Source organism: Salinispora pacifica CNR114 (genome assembly GCF_000514775.1).
Classification (GTDB): Bacteria; Actinomycetota; Actinomycetes; order Mycobacteriales; family Micromonosporaceae; genus Micromonospora; species Micromonospora pacifica.
In genome coordinates, this window is the sequence record NZ_AZWO01000007.1 from 1 (window position 1) to 17,041 (window position 17,041).

At 71.0% G+C, this 17,041-nt stretch carries 16 protein-coding genes, 1 tRNA gene and 1 pseudogene; 9 read left to right on the top strand and 9 right to left on the bottom strand.

Annotation, left to right across the window (positions count from 1 at the left end; all coding sequences use genetic code 11):
- The coding region (locus tag B118_RS0105585; protein ID WP_028192481.1) for an alpha/beta fold hydrolase at nt 1-444 on the bottom strand (444 nt) is incomplete at its 3' end.
- A 184-nt stretch (nt 445-628) separates the two neighbouring features.
- Entirely contained in the window at nt 629-1,585 is a 957-nt protein-coding gene (locus B118_RS0105590) for an NAD(P)/FAD-dependent oxidoreductase (protein WP_027645607.1), read from the bottom strand.
- A 422-nt stretch (nt 1,586-2,007) separates the two neighbouring features.
- On the opposite strand from B118_RS0105590, the gene B118_RS0105595 reads away from it, so the two are divergent.
- Nucleotides 2,008-2,976 (top strand): NAD(P)/FAD-dependent oxidoreductase, encoded by a 969-nt coding sequence (locus tag B118_RS0105595; protein ID WP_018222156.1) that lies wholly within the window; start codon nt 2,008-2,010, stop codon nt 2,974-2,976.
- 150 nt (nt 2,977-3,126) lie between these two features.
- On the opposite strand, the pseudogene B118_RS29910 reads toward B118_RS0105595, so the two are convergent.
- Nucleotides 3,127-3,267: pseudogene (locus B118_RS29910) on the bottom strand (30S ribosomal protein S4); the annotation flags it as partial.
- 1 nt (nt 3,268) lies between these two features.
- On the opposite strand from B118_RS29910, the gene B118_RS32680 reads away from it, so the two are divergent.
- Nucleotides 3,269-3,439 (top strand): hypothetical protein, encoded by a 171-nt coding sequence (locus tag B118_RS32680; RefSeq protein ID WP_238323863.1) that lies wholly within the window; start codon nt 3,269-3,271, stop codon nt 3,437-3,439.
- Nucleotides 3,440-3,556: 117 nt separating this feature from the next.
- On the opposite strand, the gene B118_RS0105605 is transcribed toward B118_RS32680, so the two are convergent.
- Nucleotides 3,557-3,633, bottom strand: a tRNA-Pro gene (locus tag B118_RS0105605).
- A gap of 69 nt (nt 3,634-3,702) precedes the next feature.
- Nucleotides 3,703-4,596 carry a metallophosphoesterase gene (locus tag B118_RS0105610; RefSeq protein WP_027645606.1) on the bottom strand — a complete coding sequence of 298 codons (894 nt, stop codon included), beginning with the start codon at nt 4,594-4,596 and terminating at the stop codon, nt 3,703-3,705.
- 25 nt (nt 4,597-4,621) lie between these two features.
- Between B118_RS0105610 and B118_RS0105615 the strand changes: the two genes are divergently transcribed.
- Nucleotides 4,622-5,077 carry a GatB/YqeY domain-containing protein gene (locus B118_RS0105615; RefSeq protein ID WP_028192482.1) on the top strand — a complete coding sequence of 152 codons (456 nt, stop codon included), beginning with the start codon at nt 4,622-4,624 and terminating at the stop codon, nt 5,075-5,077.
- A 73-nt stretch (nt 5,078-5,150) separates the two neighbouring features.
- Here the strand turns inward: B118_RS0105615 and B118_RS0105620 are convergent, their stop codons facing one another.
- A complete protein-coding gene (locus B118_RS0105620) occupies nt 5,151-7,574 on the bottom strand; it encodes a penicillin-binding protein (protein ID WP_027647637.1) in 2,424 nt (807 codons plus the stop codon).
- 403 nt (nt 7,575-7,977) lie between these two features.
- Between B118_RS0105620 and B118_RS0105625 the strand changes: the two genes are divergently transcribed.
- A complete protein-coding gene (locus B118_RS0105625) occupies nt 7,978-8,298 on the top strand; it encodes a WhiB family transcriptional regulator (RefSeq protein ID WP_018217540.1) in 321 nt (106 codons plus the stop codon).
- 64 nt (nt 8,299-8,362) lie between these two features.
- On the opposite strand, the gene bagB is transcribed toward B118_RS0105625, so the two are convergent.
- The 3 genes from bagB to B118_RS0105640 are packed head-to-tail and all read right to left on the bottom strand — an operon-like array spanning nt 8,363 to nt 11,160.
- On the bottom strand, nt 8,363-9,514 hold the full coding sequence (gene bagB, locus B118_RS0105630; protein WP_026185621.1) for an ArsA family ATPase: 1,152 nt from the start codon (nt 9,512-9,514) through the stop codon (nt 8,363-8,365).
- 54 nt (nt 9,515-9,568) lie between these two features.
- The gene (bagA, locus tag B118_RS0105635) at nt 9,569-10,546 is read right to left on the bottom strand and encodes an ATPase BagA (protein WP_018222168.1); all 978 of its coding nucleotides are present in this window, start codon (nt 10,544-10,546) and stop codon (nt 9,569-9,571) included.
- A 20-nt stretch (nt 10,547-10,566) separates the two neighbouring features.
- On the bottom strand, nt 10,567-11,160 hold the full coding sequence (locus B118_RS0105640; RefSeq protein WP_028192483.1) for an Rv0361 family membrane protein: 594 nt from the start codon (nt 11,158-11,160) through the stop codon (nt 10,567-10,569).
- 314 nt (nt 11,161-11,474) lie between these two features.
- Between B118_RS0105640 and B118_RS0105645 the strand changes: the two genes are divergently transcribed.
- The 5 genes from B118_RS0105645 to B118_RS0105665 all read left to right on the top strand — a co-directional run bounded on the left by B118_RS0105645 (nt 11,475) and on the right by B118_RS0105665 (nt 17,037).
- Nucleotides 11,475-11,864 (top strand): hypothetical protein, encoded by a 390-nt coding sequence (locus B118_RS0105645; RefSeq protein ID WP_018222170.1) that lies wholly within the window; start codon nt 11,475-11,477, stop codon nt 11,862-11,864.
- 48 nt (nt 11,865-11,912) lie between these two features.
- Nucleotides 11,913-12,068 carry a Sp36 family protein gene (locus tag B118_RS31570; protein WP_018222171.1) on the top strand — a complete coding sequence of 52 codons (156 nt, stop codon included), beginning with the start codon at nt 11,913-11,915 and terminating at the stop codon, nt 12,066-12,068.
- On the top strand, nt 12,065-12,526 hold the full coding sequence (locus B118_RS0105655) for a RidA family protein (protein ID WP_018222172.1): 462 nt from the start codon (nt 12,065-12,067) through the stop codon (nt 12,524-12,526). The genes B118_RS31570 and B118_RS0105655 overlap by 4 nt, the downstream gene beginning before the upstream one ends.
- Before the next feature lie 114 nt (nt 12,527-12,640).
- The gene (locus B118_RS0105660) at nt 12,641-13,462 is read left to right on the top strand and encodes an MBL fold metallo-hydrolase (protein ID WP_028192484.1); all 822 of its coding nucleotides are present in this window, start codon (nt 12,641-12,643) and stop codon (nt 13,460-13,462) included.
- A gap of 2 nt (nt 13,463-13,464) precedes the next feature.
- A complete protein-coding gene (locus tag B118_RS0105665; protein ID WP_026270715.1) occupies nt 13,465-17,037 on the top strand; it encodes an adenylate/guanylate cyclase domain-containing protein in 3,573 nt (1,190 codons plus the stop codon).
- Nucleotides 17,038-17,041: the final 4 nt, after the last annotated feature.

The following is a 17,041-nucleotide window of genomic DNA, read 5'->3' on the forward strand; positions in this document are numbered from 1 at the left end:
GATGCCGTCGAAGACGTCCTGGGGTACGCCGGTGGGGTTGTCGTCGGTCTGCAGCAGGAACGGCTGCAGTGAGGCCAGGAACGCGGCCTTGGCGATGCGGGNGGAGCCGTAGCGGCCGAGGTAGCGGGCGACCTCNCCGCTGCCCATGGAGAAGCCGACCAGGACCACGTCGGTGAGGTCCAGGGTCTCCAGGACCGCGTTCAGGTCGCCGGCGAAGGTGTCGTAGTCGTAGCCGACGGTGGGTTGGCTGGACTGNCCGAAGCCCCGCCGGTCGTAGGTGATCACCCGGTAGCCGGCCTTGAGTAGGGCCGCGGACTGCTTCTCCCACGAGTGCCCGTCCAGGGGGTAGCCGTGGATGAGTACCACCGGCTGTCCCTGACCGTGGTCCTCGTAGTACACGTCGATGTTGGTGCTGTTCTCGGTTCCGACGGTGATGTACGGCATGACGACCTCCCAAGGTTGGAGAACGTTCGTTCTCTCGCGCTGGAAAGAACTTTAGAGAACGAACGTTCTCGGTGCAACTCCTCGGTCGGAATACCCGCCGTGATCAGCGCCACACGAGCTAGGAGGCAGGAGGTGCGCTATCGGCTGGGTCGGATTCCACCGCTGATCGAGCCCGAGACCGCAGCTACGACCCCGCCCGGGTGGCTGCGACCGCCTGCTGGATCTCCTCCGCGATGAGGTCGGCGTTGATCCCCGCCCCCGTGTGGGCGCCACTTGCCGCAGCGCCGACGGGGTGGGCCAGGTCGATGATGTTGCCGGCGGCCCACACCCCCGGGACCTCGGTGCGTCCCGTCGGATCCGCCGGGATCTGCTCGCCGGTGATGATCGGATGGTCGACTGGTCGCAGTCCGAACCCTGCGAGTAGCTCGGCCCGTGGGACCACCCGCGGCGCGATCGCCAAGGCGTCCAGACCGACCACGGTGCCATCGGTCAACCGCACCCCGACGAGTCGGTCGTCGGCGACCTCCAGCGCCGCCACGGTGCCGACCACGAGCCGCACACCCCCGGCGGTGAGCTGCTCAGCCTGCTCCGAATCCGGGCCATCCGACAGGTGAGTGAAGTACGTGACGTCCTTGCTCAGTCGTCGAAACATCAGCGCCAGGTGCGCCGCCATCGGGCCCGTGCCGAGCACGCCGATGGCCTGGTCCCGAACCTCCCAGCCGTGGTGGTACGGACAGTGGAACACGTCGCGTCCCCACCGTTCCCGCAGTCCTGGGATCTCCGGCAGCAGGTCGGTCACCCCGCTGGCCACGAGCAACCGACGGGCCCGCACCGACCGGCCGTCGGCCAGCGTGACGGTGAATCGCTCACCGTCACGTGTCGCAGCTGTGACCTCGCCGTCAACCACGTGGCCCCCGTACCCACGCACCTCGGCCCGACCGCGCGCCAGCAACTCGGCCGGCGACATCCCGTCGCGGGCCAACAGCCCGTGCATCCGCTGGACCGGGGCGCTGCGAGGGGTACCTGAGTCGATCACCGCCACCGAACGGCGGACCCGTGCGAGCGTCAGCGCCCCGCTGAGGCCGGCGACGCCGCCGCCGACGACCACCACGTCGTAGCTGTTCTCCAGCTGATCGATCATTCTGATCCCCCTTCCCGGACAACCCTGCGGATGCAGGGTGAGGGAGTCAAGATCCTTCGCTATTTCAGCAAAGTTACTTATGTCAAATGACGCATGATTAATGAACTTCATCCGCTCCGGGGTAGATGTCGTGGATAGGCAAGGCGGGGAGGCTCGAGGAGCGAGTTGCCGCGGCCCGTATCCGACCCCGCCAGATCGGCGAATCCGGGCCGCCGTTTCGGGAACACGTGCCACGGCGGTCGGTCGGACACGGACCAGGCTTGCTGGTCTGTCGGGTCGCGCGGCGCACGCGGGCCGGCCTACGAAGCGGCGTGAGCGTTGTCGGAACGTCGGTCGGAGCGGGCGGTTCATTTGCCGAAACAGCAACTCAGTTTGCTAGATGGTCGTGGCCCGCGCATGGTTGCCCCTGGGAGGTGGTCAGGATGACCGATCAACTGGAGAACAGCTACGACGTGGTGGTCGTCGGCGGCGGCGCCGCTGGCCTGAACGGGGCATTGATGCTTGCTCGGTCCCGCCGTTCGGTGGCGGTGATCGACTCAGGCGCCCCCCGTAACGCCCCGAACGCTCTGGGCGTGCATGGGTTGCTGGCGCGTGAGGGGGTGTCGCCGACCGAGTTGTTGGAGCGCGGTCGGGCCGAGGTGCGTGGGTACGGGGGCCACGTGGTCAACGGCGAGGTTGCCGACGCGGCACGCGAGGGTGACGGGTTCACGGTCACCCTGGTCGACGGCAAGTCCGTGCGGGCCCGCCGGCTACTAGTGACGACCGGATTGGTCGATCTGCTGCCGGAGATCCCAGGACTGCGGGAACGGTGGGGACGCGACGTACTCCACTGTCCGTACTGCCATGGCTGGGAGGTTCGGGACCAGGCCATCGGCGTACTGGCCACCGGGCCGATGTCGGTACACCAGGCGCTGCTCTTCCGGCAGCTGAGCGGAGACGTCACGTACTTCACTCATCACAGCGCTGGCCCGGACGCGGAGCAGGCCGAGCAACTCGCCGCCCGGGGCATTCGGGTGGTGACCGGCACTGTGGCGGCGGTGGAGGTCGCCGACGATCGGCTAGTCGGGGTGCGTCTGGACGACGGCACGGTGGTGCGCCGGGACGCTCTGTCGGTCGCACCGCGGCTGGTGGCGCGGGCCGGGTTCCTGGCGGGGCTCGGGCTGCAGTCGGTCGACCATCCCAGCGGGGTGGGTGAGTACGTTCCGGCGGACCCGTTCGGGCGCACCGAGGCCGCCGGCGTGTGGGTCGCCGGCAACGTCTCAGACCTGGCCGCCCAGGTGGGTGCTGCCGCGGCTGGCGGTGCCGTCGCAGCAGCGGCGATCAACATGGATCTGATTGCGGAGGAGACCCGACAGGCGGTCGCGGCTTTCCGGTCGGCGGAGTCCAGGTAGCGCGCTGTCGTCCGGGCCAGGCGAGGCTTGGCTCCACCCTTCCGACGAGGACCGAGGCGCCTTCCGGTGACCCGATACCGCATCATCGTCGGTCCGCTGTGTTTGACGCCGAGTGCCCGGACGACAGTTGCCAGCGCTCCAACGGCCCTGCCGGGAGTAGCGCTCGAAGACGAGTTGTTCCTGGCAGGTCACCGGCGTCTCCGACCGCAACGGCAGTCGGAGACGCCGTGCGGTCAGACCGGCGAGGCTGACCGCCAGGTAGGGCGCGGACCGTTCCGGAGCGTGTGCCCCGGTGACTGTTCTCCCGGATCAACTCGTCGCAGGCCGTGCCGAAGACCTCGATGCGGTGAGCCGTGATATCCGTGACCGGGTGATCGCCCGGCTCCCGTCTGGCCTGACACCGATCGTGCCAGCCGCCCTGATGTGGTCGGGAGGTACCGCCACGAAGTTCGACGCCGGCTGAAGATCGACAGCAGGCGGGAGCACAGGGACTGCATCGTCCCGAAGGAACTCCCGGATCGGCTGGACCAGCGCCAGTATGCAGCAGGGGCACATCCATCAATTGGATGTGCCCCTGAACTGGTCGGGGTGGCCGGATTCGAACCGACGACCTCTTCGTCCCGAACGAAGCGCGCTACCAAGCTGCGCCACACCCCGAGGCGTGCCGACAAATACTAGCCCACCCGATCCGAGGGTCAAATTCGGTATCCCCGTGGCTTCGCCGGCTCAGCGGGGGATCAGGGTCAGGATGCTCGCCTCGGGCGGGCAGGCGAAGCGGACCGGCGCGGTCGGATGGGTGCCAAGGCCGGCCGAGACGTGTAGCCAGGCGTCCGAGCCGGGCCAGCGGTGCAGGCCCTTGGCCATCGAGCGGTGCAGCCCGCAGTTCGTCACCAGGGCTCCGACCCCCGGTATGCAGACCTGACCGCCATGGGTGTGGCCGGCGAGTAGCAGGCTGAACCCGTCGGCGGCCATCTGGTCCAGCACGGCCGGCTCCGGGGAGTGGCTGAGGGCGATCGAGAGGTCGGCCGAGGGCGAGACCGGGCCGGCAACGGACGCGTAGTCGTCCTGCTCGATGTGTGGGTCGTCCACCCCGACCAGCTCCACCAGCCGCCCGCCGGCCTTGAGCGTGGTGCGGGCGTTGCTCAGGTCGGCCCAGCCGGCACCGGTGAAGATGTCTCGCAGTTCGTCGTAGGGCAGGGTCACGCCCTCGGTGTAGTCGCGGTCGGGCAGGAAGTAGGTGAACGGGTTCTTCCAGACCGGGCCGGTGTAGTCGTTGGAGCCGAAGACGAAGGCGCCCGGGTGGTCGAGGAGCGGCTGCAGCGCGCACAGGACCCCGGGCACCGCGTCGGGGCTGGCCATGTTGTCGCCGGTCACCAGGACCAGGTCCGGGTCCAGCCCGGCCAGCGACGCCACCCACTCCTGCTTGCGCCGCTGGCCGGGCATCATGTGCAGGTCGGACAGGTGCAGGATGCGCAGCGGCTCCGCGTCGGCCGGCAACACCGGCACCTCGTACCTCCGGAGGGTGAACATGTTGCGCTCGATCAGCGATGCGTACGCCAGGGTGGCCGCACCCACGACGGCGGTGCCGGCGGCGAAGCGGAATAGTGTGCGCTTTCCCATGGCTGACAGAGTAGTTTGACCGTCCATGGGTACCTTGAAGGACCGCCTGACCACGGACATGCGGGCCGCGCTGAAGGCGCGTGACGAGATGACCACCTCCACGCTCAGGATGGCGCTGGCAGCCGTCGGCGCGGCCGAGGTCGCCGGTCAGGCCAAGCGGGAGCTCGGTGATGACGAGGTGCTGGCCCTCCTGGCCAAGGAGGCGAAGAAGCGCCGGGAGGCGGCTGCCGCCTTCGCCGAGGCGGGCCGCGACGAGCAGGCCGCGAAGGAGGCCGCTGAGGGCGTGGTGCTGGAGCGCTACCTGCCGAGTCAGCTCTCCGACGACGAGCTGGCGGAGGTGGTCCGGACCGCCCTGACCACGGGTGGTTTCACCGGCATGGGGCAGATGGGCCCGGCGATGAAGGCCGCCCAGGCCGCGGTGGCCGGCCAGGCCGCCGGTGGCCGGGTCGCCGCTGAGGTACGCCGGCAGCTCGCCAGCTGAAGCTGGCTCCGGGTACGCGAAGGGGCGGCCACCCCGACCGGGGTGGCCGCCCCTTCGACGTCTCAGCGACCCACTAGTCGGCGGGGCGTTCCGTTGGTCTGCCGCCGGTCGGCTCGGGCTGCGCGGTGGGCTTGGTGGGCTTGGGGGCCGGGCCGGAGCTGACCTTGATGGTGACGACGCTGCCCTTGGCGGTACGGCCGGTTGGGCTGGTCCCGGCAGCGGTGCCGGCCGGGCAGCTCGACTCGACCCGGTTCGTCGAGACGACCACCGCGAATCCGGCCCCGGTGATGCGGGACTTCGCCTTCTCCACGCTGACGCACTTGACATTCGGGATCGACCGCTGGTCTCCGTAGCGGAGCTTGTTCTCCGGTGGGGTGAAGTCGACCCTGGGCTTGCCCTTCATCGCGTCGCGCAGCGTCTCGTACACCGGCGGGTTGATGCCCGTGGCCACGTTGTGACCCATTCGCTGGGTGGTCTGTGGCCAGTCCGGGTCGGCCATGATGCCAGCGACCGAGTACTGCTTGGTCATCGCGACCAGGGAGGCGGTCTTGTCCTTGTCGGTGGTGCCGGACTTGCCGGCGACCGGGGCGTTGACGATGCCCCGCACGTTGGGGGCGGTCGCGCCGGCGCACTTCGTCGTGGACGAGCGGTCTCCGACGGGGCAGCGGGCGGCGTCCACGGCGGCGCGGGCCACCTCGGTGCTGATCCGCTGTTCGCAGCGGGGGTTGGCGATGTCGAGCTTGTTGCCGGCCGGGTCGCGGATCTCCTGTACCGGGATCGGCTCGCAGTAAAGACCGTCGGCACCGAGGGTGGCGTACGCGTTGGCCAGCTCCAGCGGCGTGGTCTGGGAGACGCCGAGGGTGAAGGCGCCCCACTGGTGGGCGCCCTTCTCCTGATTGAGGTCCTCCTGGGTGCGGAAGGTGATGCCGAGCTTCTTGGCGGCCTCGACCACCTTCTCCGCGCCCACCTGCTGCTGGAGGGGGACGAAGTAGGTGTTCACCGACCTTCCGAACGCGCTCCACATGTTGTGCACGCCGACCATGCTGGGGTTTGCGTTCTTCGGGCAGTAGAAGTGGGTGCCGTCGCAGGCGGCGGGGCTGTTCCTCTCGATGATGTATTCGGACCGGAACTGGTATTCGGCGTTGATGGTGTGGCTGAGCGGGATGCCCTTCTCCAGCGCGGCCACCAAGGTGAAGATCTTGAAGGTGGAGCCGGCCTGGTAGCCGGTGATGCCGTCACCGCCGGTGAGGAGCGGGTTGACGGTGTTGGGATAGTTGCCGAGCGCCCCGGTTTCGCGTTTCGTCGGGTTGCTGTGGGGCTTGTTCTCCGGGTTGTCCGGATCGTCAAGCTGGTAGTCGCGGTTGGCGGAGAGGGCGCGCACCCGGCCGGTGCCGGGCTCGACCACGGCGAGCATCCGCGCGGCCTTACTGGTGGCGGGGAGGTTCTTCCGTGCCGCCTCATCGGCGGCCTTCTGGACCTGGGGCTCCAGTGTGGTGATGATTTCGAAGCCGCCGCTCTTGAGCAGCCGTTCCCGGTCGTACGAGGTGGAGCCGAACGCCTCCTGCTTCATCCACCAGCGGTAGAAGTAGTCGCAGAAGAATCCCCACTCCTGCGTGTTGGTGTCAACGCAGCCGTTCGGCGCCCGCTTGCCGACGATCTTCGGCTTGCTGGCCTTGGCCTCCTCGGCCTCCTCCGCGCTGATGGCGTTGATCTTCACCATGTTGTCGAGGACGTAGTCGCGCCGAGCCACCGCGCTCGGGTAGCCGCTGGGAGTGGTCGGGTCCAACGTGCTGGGGGCCTTGACCAGGCCGGCGAGGAGCGCCGCCTCGGCGGTGGTGAGCTTGCTCGGCGGCTTGGCGAAGTAGACCTGACTGGCGGCGTGGATGCCGTAGGCGCCGTTGCCGAACGAGGCGATGTTGAGGTAGCGCCGCAGGATCTCGTCCTTGGAGAACTCCTTCTCGATCTGCACGGCGTAGCGCATCTCGCGCAGCTTGCGGGCGGTGGTGTCCTCGGTGGCCGCGACCACGTCGGCGGGGTGGCTCGCCGAGTACGCGATGGCGAGCCGGACGTACTGCATCGTCAGCGTGGAGGCGCCCTGCTGGTGGGCGCCTTCCTGGCTGTTGTTGATGAAGGCTCGGGCGACGCCGTTGAGGTCGACTCCGTTGTGTTCGTAGAAGTCGTGGTCCTCAGCGGCGAGGATCGCCTTCTGCATGGCCGGCGCGATGTCATCGATTTTGGCGATGTCGCGGCGGTTCTCGTCGTACATCGTGGCCACCGGTGTCTTGCCGTCGGCGGCGAGCAGGTGGCTTATCTGGGGCCCGGTGCCGATGGCCAACTCGGTGGGGAGGGCGTCGAAGGTTTCGGCGCCGGCCTTCGCGGCCAGCCCGGACAGTGCCACCGCGGGGAAGGCCGCCGCGGCGACCACCACTCCGGCGAGTAGGCCACAGACGAGCAGCGATGCGGCGTTGGTCAGCACATTATGATCACGTTTCCGCATCCAGGTCACCTCGACAGGGTAGCGAACCGGTGGCGAGCGGCGCGGGGCGGCTTTTCCCCATTTCCTGCGCACGCCCTCCTCGTTGTGCTAAACGCACGACCCCCGGTAGGCGGTTGCGGACCAGGCGTCGCCGAGTCTCCTCAGGGCGCGGGATGGGCGTCCAGCGTTTTCGTGGACCCCGGTGGGGTATGCGGGCGGCAGCAGGCCCGGTAAGCCGGGAGTGTCCGGAATAATGGATTTTGCCGACAACGTTGCGTAATCAGGCAGCTACAGAGCATGATGGGAGCGGCGACAGCGCCACAGGTCGTCCGTGCCGCCTTGGGGGAGGTCGGCGGGCGATCGGGGGAAACAGCCGGCTGGTCCGCGATGGGGTCGGTAGTACTGCAAGGGGGGACGTGTACAGATGGGCATGATCACTGACTGGCCGTCGCTGGCGGCATGTCAGAACGGGGACCCGGACGCGTTGTTCGTACAGGGCGCCGAACAGAACGTGGCGAAGCGGATCTGCCGAAGCTGCCCAGTCCGGTACGAGTGCCTGGCCGACGCGCTGGACAACCGGATCGAGTTCGGCGTGTGGGGCGGCATGACCGAACGGGAACGGCGGGCGTTGCTGCGCCGCCATCCGCAGGTCGCCAGCTGGCGCAAGACGTTCGAGGCCGCGATGAAGAAGAACGCCAAGGAGAAGGCCGACCGGGACAAGGTCCTGGCCGCCACGGTCGGCTGACGAGTCTTTCTTGGCCGCCCGCGGCCGGGCTGACGAGACCCCTGGCGCCCCGGCCGGCTACGGATCACCCCTGGCCGGCCAGCGAACCGATCGTCCGTAGCCCGTCGATGTCGTGGACATCGGCGGGCTGCGCGGTTACCGAGGCCACCGGCACGGTCGGGAACGCCGCGGTGAACCGGGCAGCCACCCGCTGTTCGCGTACCGCCTGGTGGGCAAGGGCGGCATGGGCCCGCAGCACGTGCACCGTGCCGTCGTGGCCGCCCAGCCTGACCAGCCGATCAGCGGCGGCCAAGCTCTCGTCGGGGTCGAGCTCCGGGGCCGCCGGGCGGTGCACCCGGTTGAGCACCAACCCGGCGAGCGGCATCCGGTCGGCCCGCAGCCGGCCCGCGAAGTACGCGGCCTCCCGGACCGCGTCCGGCTCCGGCGCGGCGACCAGGAGGAACGCCGTCTCCTGGGCCTGCAGGATGCGGTAGGTCTGCTCCGCTCGTTGGCGGAAGCCGCCGAACATCGAATCGAGGGCGGCCACAAAGCCGGACAGGTCACTCAACAACTGGGCGCCCAACAACTTCTGGACAACCTTCGAGAACATGCCGAACCCGGCGGTGACGAAGCTGAACATGCTCCGTCCGCCCGAGCGGGCCGGGGCGAGCAGCAGCCGCAGCATCCGGCCGTCCAGGAAGCGGGCGAGGCGAGCCGGTGCGTCGAGGAAGTCCAACGCCGAGCGGGAGGGCGGAGTGTCCACCACGATCAGGTCCCACTCGCCCCGGGCGTGCAACTGCCCGAGCTTCTCCATCGCCATGTACTCCTGGGTGCCGGCGAAGGTGGAGCTCATGGCCGCGTAGAACGGGTTCGCGAAGATCTCCGCGGCCCTCGCCGGATCGGTGTGCTGGAGCACCACGTCGTCGAAGGTGCGTTTCATGTCGAGCATCATGGCGTGCAGCTCACCGCCGCTGGCCTCGACGTCGATCCCCTTGACCTGGCGCGGAGTGTTGTTCAGCTCGGTCAGCCCCAGTGACTGGGCCAGCCGGTGCGCCGGGTCGATGGTGAGCACCACCGTGCGGCGACCGTGCTCCTCCGCGGCCCGGAGCGCGAGCGCGGCGGCGGTGGTCGTCTTGCCCACCCCACCCGCCCCGCAGCAGACCACGATCCGTACGCCGGGATCGGCGAGAATCCGGTCAACGTCCAGCGGCGGCGCCGCGTCGTCGGAAGGCACCAAACGAGCGTATCGGGCCCGGTTCAACAACGCTCCCGAGCCGACCGGAGGAGTGCCTCAAGCCGCTCGGACGAGCGCCGCGGCCAGCCGATCCAGACCCGCCCGGTCCACCCCGTCGGGCAGCAGCGGCAGCTCGACCAGCGGCAGGCCCAACTCGGCCAGGTCGGTCCGGAGCGAATCCTCCAGGTCGCGGCGGACCGACTGGTCACGCGCCTCGGTCGCCAGCCCGGAGACGGTCGCCTCGTCGGCGGGCAACCCGGCGGCGAGTAGCCCGGCGGTGAGCTCCGCCGCGGTGATCGCGGCGTTGACCGGTGCCGGCGGGCGGGTGGCGTTGACGATGATCCGCCCGACCGGGAAGCCCAGCGCGGCGAAGTCGGCGATGGCGTCCGCGGTCTCCTGGACCGGCATCTCCTCAAGGAGCGTCACCACGTGCACGGCGGTCATCGGGGAGCGCAGCAGCGCGGCGACCCCCTCGCTCTGGGTCTTGATCGGCCCTACCCGGGCCAACCGTGCGGTCTCGGCGGTGACATTGAGGAACCGCGCGATCCGTCCGGTCGGCGGGGCGTCCAGTATCACCGCGTCATACACCCGCCGCTGACCCAGCGTGCGGGTGGTGGCCTCCTTCACCTTGCCGGTCAGCAACACGTCGCGCAGCCCCGGGGCGATGGTGGTGGCGAAGTCGATGGCGCCCAGCTTGCGGAGGGCCCGGCCGGCGCCGCCGAGTTTGTAGAACATGTCCAGGTACTCGAGCAGGGCCTCCTCCGCGTCCACGGCGAGAGCCCGCACCTCGCCGCCGCCCGCGGCGTCGGTCAGGTGCCGTTCGACGTAGGGGAACGGGTCGCTGCCGAAGAGCTGGGCGATGCCCTGCCGTCCCTCGACCTCGACCAGCAGGGTGCGCCGGCCCCCGGTGGCGAGGGCGAGGGCGAGGGCGGCGGCGACGCTGGTCTTGCCGGTGCCGCCCTTGCCGGTCACCACGTGGAGGCGGGCCGGCCACTCGATGCCGGCCGGCTCGGCCGGTTGCTGTGCTGCTCCCACCCGTCGAGCCTAACCAGGTGTCACCCTCCGGCGACCTCACAGACCCGCCAACCCGTCGTCTTGATCACGGTGAGGCGCAGGGGTAGTTCGGCGGCCTGCTCGTCGGCGGTACTCATGATGACTGTGGTGGTGAGGACGGCCCGGTCCTCGGTCTCCTCGTCAATATTCGGGGGGTTCCACCGGAAGTGCGGCTTTTCATAGTCGGCCACGTACTTCTCCACCTCGGTGACCTTCGCGGAGATCTTGTCCTGGTCCCGGGCGGCCGAGCAGACCAGGCTCGACGCCTGGGCCGCGTCCCGGTCCTTGTAGACGGCGGTGAGGAACTCCTCCACGGCGACCTTGGGCTCCTCGGCGCCCGGGCCCTCCTCCGTGGGGCGCAGCACCAGGAATGCGGCGACCCCGCCGCCGACGCAGAGCATCAGGGTCACCGCGAGGGCGATCGACGCGATCAGGAATCCGCGTCGGCGGCGGGGCGCCGGACTCTGCTGGTTCGGAGGATAGGGGGTGGCCGGTGCGGGGTATGCCGACGGATTCGGTGCTGGCGCGGCGGGGGTGGCCGGCGCGGTCGGGTGGTCGGGCTGATTCGTCGGGTCGTCGCTGGCTGGCTGGGACATCGCTCCCCCGGGGGGTGGGACTGCGTCGGCTCGGCGAGGCGACGGGTGGCGGTAGGCCGCCGTTTACGACCGGAAGGGTAGCGGTTGGCCCGGCCGTTGACAGGACGCCGGGTTCTGTCCAGGACCCGTCGACTCCGGATGTTGTCCACATTCCGCCGGATCGGGTGTCGCATATGTGACTTGGCGGTCGGAATGCCGCGCGTCCTGTTGGCGGCCGTCGAACAGCAGCCTACGTTCCGATGATGCCGGGATCGGGCCGTGGGCCCGGCCGAGCGGCGTGGGCACGATCAGGTACAAACCGCCGGAGGCAGGGCATGCACGACGTGGAGAACACCCCCCGGACCCAACTCCCGGCCGCGATCCGGCTGGCCGCCCCCGGCGGTGTCCCGGACCAGCCTGCCCTGCCGCCCCGGGACGAGGAGGAGCCGGGCTACGTGGTGCATCTTCCGGTCCGGGTCGCCGACCACGCCGCTGCTGTCGCGCTGGCGGGCACGATCGCCACCTCGTTGAGCTTCCTCGGTGCGGTTGACGCCGGGGAGACCACCGTCTCCACGGCGGACGACCAGAACAACCGGCACCGGGTCTTCTGTGACCTGCCGCTGCTGGACCGGTCCCGCTGCCCACGGCCCTATGACCACGCCGGCCCGTGCGGGGAGGTGGTGGCCGAGCAACGTCCCGCGCCCCAGCCCGCCGTCGGACCGTAGGCTGTGTCCTGGAAAGAACCGCACTCCAGGAAAGAGAGCCTTCCAGCGATGCAGAAGTGGGAATACTCCACGGTCCCGCTGCTGGTCCATGCGACCAAGCAGATCCTCGACAACTGGGGCGAGGACGGCTGGGAACTGGTGTCCGTGGTTCCCGGCCCGAACCCGGAGCAACTCGTCGCCTACCTGAAGCGGCCCAAGGCATGACCGGGCCGTACGCGAAACTCGTCGAGCTGGGGCACGAGTTGCCCGAGATGGTGCCCCCGGTCGCCAGCTACCTGCCGGCGGTGCGGTCCGGGCAGCACGTCTACGTCTCCGGCCAGCTACCGATGGCCGAGGGCAAGCTGCTCGCCACCGGAAAGGTCGGCGCCGACGTCTCTGCCGACCAGGCCAAGGAGCTGGCCCAGCGGTGCGCGCTGAACGCGCTCGCGGCGATCAACTCGTTGGTCGGGCTGGAGCAGATCGTCAAGATCGTCAAGGTGACCGGCTTCGTGGCGAGTGCCCCGGGCTTCACCGGCCAGCCCGGCGTCATCAACGGTGCCTCCGATTTCTTCGGCACTGTCTTCGGCGAGGCCGGTCGGCATGCGAGGAGCGCGGTCGGCGTGGCGGAGCTCCCCCTGGACGCACCCGTCGAGGTTGAGGTCATCGTCGAGGTCACGGCCTAGCCCCCTGCCGCGATCTTGCACGTCCTGCCGGTCAAAGCCCCTGAACGGGTACGAAGCGGAGGTTGGAGGTGCAAGATCGCGGGGGTCGGTGCCGGTGGTCGTACGATCGCAGCCATGAGCGGGCACTTCACGGCGCCGGCGACAGCTCTCGCGGGTGCGCTGCCGGGGTGGGTCACGCTGTTGCGGGCCCCGAACCCCGGGCCGATGACGTTGACGGGAACCAACACCTGGGTGCTCCGCGCCGCCCCCGAGCAACCGGCGGTGGTGATCGATCCCGGGCCGGCAGACGAGACGCACCTGGCCGGGATCGCCGCCCGGGGGCCGATCGGGCAGGTGCTGATCACCCATGGGCACCCCGATCACACCGAAGGCTCGGCACGCCTGCACGCCCTGCTCGGTGGTGCGCCCGTGCGCGCCGCGGATCCGGCACACACCATCGGCGGTACGCCGCTGACTGAGGCCGCCGGCGACCTCGGCGGCGACCCGCTGGAGATCCGCCTGCTAAGCACTCCCGGGCACACCGCGGACTCGGTCTGCTTCCTCGCGACGTACGGCGACGAGCAGGTGCTTCTCACCGGTGACACCATCCTCGGTCAGGGCACCGCCGTGGTCGCCCACCCGGACGGGCACCTCGGGGACTACCTGGACAGTTTGGAGCTGCTCGCGACGTACGCCGGAATCCCGGCCCTGCCCGGTCACGGCCCGGCGCTGGCGGACTGCGGCGCCGCGGCGGAGTTCTACCTGGCCCATCGGCGGGCCCGCCTCGACCAGGTCCGGGCCGCGCTCGAAGCCGGTGCCCGCACCGCCGCCGAGGTGGTGGCGGTCGTCTACGCCGATGTCGACCGGTCACTGTGGTGGGCCGCCCAATGGTCGGTCCAGGCACAGTTGGCGTACCTGGGCCGGGAATCCGGCGCCACCGATGCGGAGTTGGAGTAGACGTGACCTGCCCGGTGTGCGGAACCGTCGCGGTACCCGGTGCCCGGTTCTGCCACAACTGCGGCGCCGCGCTGCCGGCTGCGGCGACGCTGCCCGCCACCGAACGCCGCGTGGTCACCGTGCTCTTCGGTGACCTGTCCGACTTCACCTCCTGGTCGGAGGATCTCGACCCGGAGCGGGTCGGCGCCGTCACCGACCGGGTGCTCGCGGCGCTGGCCGGTGCGGTCAAGACCTTTGGCGGGCACGTCGACAAGCTGACCGGGGACGGCATCATGGCGGTCTTCGGTGCGCCGGTGGCGCACGAGGACGACGCCGAGCGGGCCGTTCGGGCGGCGCTGTCGATGCAGCGGGCGGTGCGCCGGGTCCTCGACGACGAACGTGGTGGCGGCGGGCCACTGGGGCTGCGGGTCGGGCTCAACACGGGGGGTGTGATCGCCGGGATCCAGGCGGCCCTTGAGTACACGGTCATCGGAGACACGGTCAACACCGCCGCCCGGCTCGCCGACGCGGCGGCGGTCGGCGCGGTCTACGCCGGGGACCGGACCGCCGCTGCCACCCGGCACATCGCCTCCTGGCGGGCGCTGCGCCCGCTGCGGCTGAAGGGCAAGCGCGAGCCGGTCGCAGCGTACGAGCTGCTTGGCCTGCTGGACGCCACCGGCACCCGGTCCGGGCTTGGGGACGAGGCGCCCTTCGTCGGCCGGGAGACCGAGATCGGGCGGGTGGCGGGCCGGCTCGCCGAGGTGGTCGACCGCGGTGAGCCCCGGGTACTGCTGATGACCGCCGAGGCCGGCATCGGCAAGTCCCGCTTCGCCGCCGAGGTGGAGCGGCTCGCCGCCGGCTACGACGTGGGCGCCGGCCGGTTCGCGGCGTACACCGGCGCGCGGGTGCTCTCCGTGCGCTGCGTCGCGTTCGGTGAACGGCGCCGGCTCGCTCCCCTGGCGGACCTGGTCCGCGCCGCGGTCGGCCTGCCCACCGACTCGGCCACCGCGCTCACCCGACCGGCGGTCGAGGAGCGACTGCGTCGGCTGGGCCAGCGCCTCGGCCGTACCGGTGGTGATTCCGCGCCGGTCGCCACCGAGCAGTTGCTGGCCCTGCTCGGGTACGCGGAGCTGCCCAGCGGCCCCACCGACCAGGGCGAGTGGCGCTCGGCGAGTCAGTCCGCCGATGGCGACGCGGTGCCGAACGCCGTCGCCGACCTGCTCAGCGCCCTCGCCGCGGAGGCGCCGTTGGTGGTCGTGGTAGACGATCTGCACGACGCGACCACCGAGAGCACCCAGGCGCTCGGCGAGACCCTGTCCCGGCTCGTCGGCCCGGTGCTGGTGCTGCTGCTGGGCCGGCCGGAGCTGGTCCGCACGGCGGGTGCCCTGACCCGGGTGGCCGACGCCGAGGTCCATGCGCTGCCGCCGCTGCGTGGCGCGGATGCCGCACGGCTGCTCACCAGCTACCTCGGTGACGGCCGGTTGCCCCAGGTCGACGCCGATCGCCTGCTCGCCACCGCGCAGGGTAACCCGTTCTACCTGGCTGAGCTGGTCACCCTGTTGATGGAGCGGGGCGCGCTGACCGCCGGGACCGACGAGGACTGGCAGCTCGCGCCGGGCTCGCTCGGCAGCCACCTTCTCTCCCGTGACCTCGCGGCCGTGCTCGCCGCGCGAATCGACGCGTTGCCGCCGGACGCCCGTTCGGTGCTGCGGGACGCGGCGGTGGTCGGCGACACCGTCCCGGCGGGGGCGCTGGAGGCGTTGCGGGAGCAGCGGAGCGGTCGGGACGGCTGGCCGGCGGCGGTGGCCGCCGTGGAGCTGGAACGCGCGGTCGAGGAGTTGTTGCAACGCCGGATGTTGCACCGCGCGCGGTCCGGCCACACGTTCGCCACCCCGCTGATGCGGGAGGCGGCCTACGCCGGGGTCAGCAAGGCCGAGTTGGCCGAACGGCACGCGGCACTCGCCCGCTGGGCGGCGGCCGATCCACCGACCGGCACCCCCGCCTCCGGTGGGTTCACCGAGGCGGCCCGGGACGACTTCGTGGCCGGGCACGTGGAGCGGGCGACCGCGCTCGCCGACGCGGTCGGACTGCGGCCGGACGCACCGGCGCGGGCCGTGGTCCCGGTCGGGGTCGCCGCGTTGGGCCACGCCGCCCGCCGGTCGATGTACGTCGGAGAGCCGCTGCTGGCGGTGGAGTACGCCGAACGCGCCAGCGAGCTGGCTCCGGACGGGGTCCCGGCGGCCGACCGGGTGGTGCACGCGCGCGCGCTGCTCCAGATCGGCCAGGCGGCCGACGCGCTCGCGAACGCGGAGAAGATCGCCGCCAACGCCGGGGACGAGGCGGCCACCCGGGCGAGTGCGCTGCTCCTGGCCGGGCAGGCGCAGCAGACGATGGGCGACCCGGATCGGGCGGTGAGCTCCTGGCAGGAGGCGTTGCAGGTCGCCTCCGCCCACGAGTTGCCGACGCTGCGTGCGGCGGCGATGCGGCAGCTCGGGATGGCCGACTTCATCGCCGGCCGGCTGGGGCAGGCCAGCAGCCGGCTCGCGGCGTCGTACCAGACCAGTCTCGCGGTGCAGGACCGCCGTGGGCAGGCGTGGTCGTTGCAGAACCTGGCCTGGGTGACCACCACCCGGGGCGACTTCGCCGGTACGGACGCGGTGCTCGGTCGAGCCGCGCGGTTGTTCGCCGAGCTGAAGGATCCGTACGGGCGGGCCTGGCTGCGGGGCACCACCGCCTTCGCCCGGCTGCTCGCCGGCCGGCTGCACGAGGCCGGCCGCCTCGCCCGGGCGTTCCTGCCGTTCGGCGAGCGGGTCGGCGAGCAGTGGGCGGTCGGCACGCTGCGGGCGGTGGAGGCGTTCGCCACCGCCGAGCTGGGTGATCTGGCTGAGGCCGACCGGGCCGCCCGGCGGGCGTACCGGGACTTTGACGCCGCCGCCGACGAGTGGGGGCGCGGCTTCGCGTTGGTGGTGCGCGGGGTCATCGCGCGCGGCCTGGGCGAGCCGGAGCACGCCGCGGATCTGCTCACCGATGCGAAGGGGTACGCGCGCCGTACCTCGCATCCACTGTTGACCGGCATGGCTGGCACGCTGCGGGGGTTCGTGGCGTTGGACTCGGGCGACCACGACCTGGCCGAGCGGGAGGCGCGGGCGGTGCTGACCGCCGTCGAGCCGTACAACCCGTGGGCGCCGGCGCAGGTGGCGCCGCGGGTGCTGCTGGCCACCGCCCGGCTGGCGGCCGGCGATCCCGCCGCCGCGGTCGGCCTGCTCGCCCCGGTGGCGACCGCCGCGCAGACCACGCCGGCGTTGCTCTTCTCCCGTCGCCTGACGCTGGCCCAGTACGCCTCCGCCCTGCTCGCCCACGGGCAGGCCGAGCAGGCGCTGGACTGGGCGCGGCGGGCCCGTTCCGTCCCGGCGGAGGATGTGCGCAGCCAGGTGATCGCCGCCGTCGTGTTGGCGAGGGCGTTCGCCGCCACCGGCGAGTCGGTGGCGGCGCGGGCCAGCGCCCAGGAGGCGGTACGCCTGGCGTACGCGACCGAGCAGCGGAGCGAGCGGCGGGCCGCGGACGACCTCCTCAGCCGGTTGGCGGCGGCTGACTGATCTG

Excerpts from the sequence above, each read along its gene's own strand:
- B118_RS0105590 (WP_027645607.1), bottom strand. The coding sequence starts at position 1,585 with ATGATCGATCAGCTGGAGAACAGCTACGACGTGGTGGTCGTCGGCGGC.
- B118_RS0105595 (WP_018222156.1), top strand. The coding sequence starts at position 2,008 with ATGACCGATCAACTGGAGAACAGCTACGACGTGGTGGTCGTCGGCGGC.
- B118_RS0105610 (WP_027645606.1), bottom strand. The coding sequence starts at position 4,596 with ATGGGAAAGCGCACACTATTCCGCTTCGCCGCCGGCACCGCCGTCGTG.
- B118_RS0105615 (WP_028192482.1), top strand. The coding sequence starts at position 4,622 with ATGGGTACCTTGAAGGACCGCCTGACCACGGACATGCGGGCCGCGCTG.
- B118_RS0105620 (WP_027647637.1), bottom strand. The coding sequence starts at position 7,574 with ATGCGGAAACGTGATCATAATGTGCTGACCAACGCCGCATCGCTGCTC.
- B118_RS0105625 (WP_018217540.1), top strand. The coding sequence starts at position 7,978 with ATGGGCATGATCACTGACTGGCCGTCGCTGGCGGCATGTCAGAACGGG.
- B118_RS0105640 (WP_028192483.1), bottom strand. The coding sequence starts at position 11,160 with ATGTCCCAGCCAGCCAGCGACGACCCGACGAATCAGCCCGACCACCCG.
- B118_RS0105645 (WP_018222170.1), top strand. The coding sequence starts at position 11,475 with ATGCACGACGTGGAGAACACCCCCCGGACCCAACTCCCGGCCGCGATC.
- B118_RS31570 (WP_018222171.1), top strand. The coding sequence starts at position 11,913 with ATGCAGAAGTGGGAATACTCCACGGTCCCGCTGCTGGTCCATGCGACC.
- B118_RS0105655 (WP_018222172.1), top strand. The coding sequence starts at position 12,065 with ATGACCGGGCCGTACGCGAAACTCGTCGAGCTGGGGCACGAGTTGCCC.
- B118_RS0105660 (WP_028192484.1), top strand. The coding sequence starts at position 12,641 with ATGAGCGGGCACTTCACGGCGCCGGCGACAGCTCTCGCGGGTGCGCTG.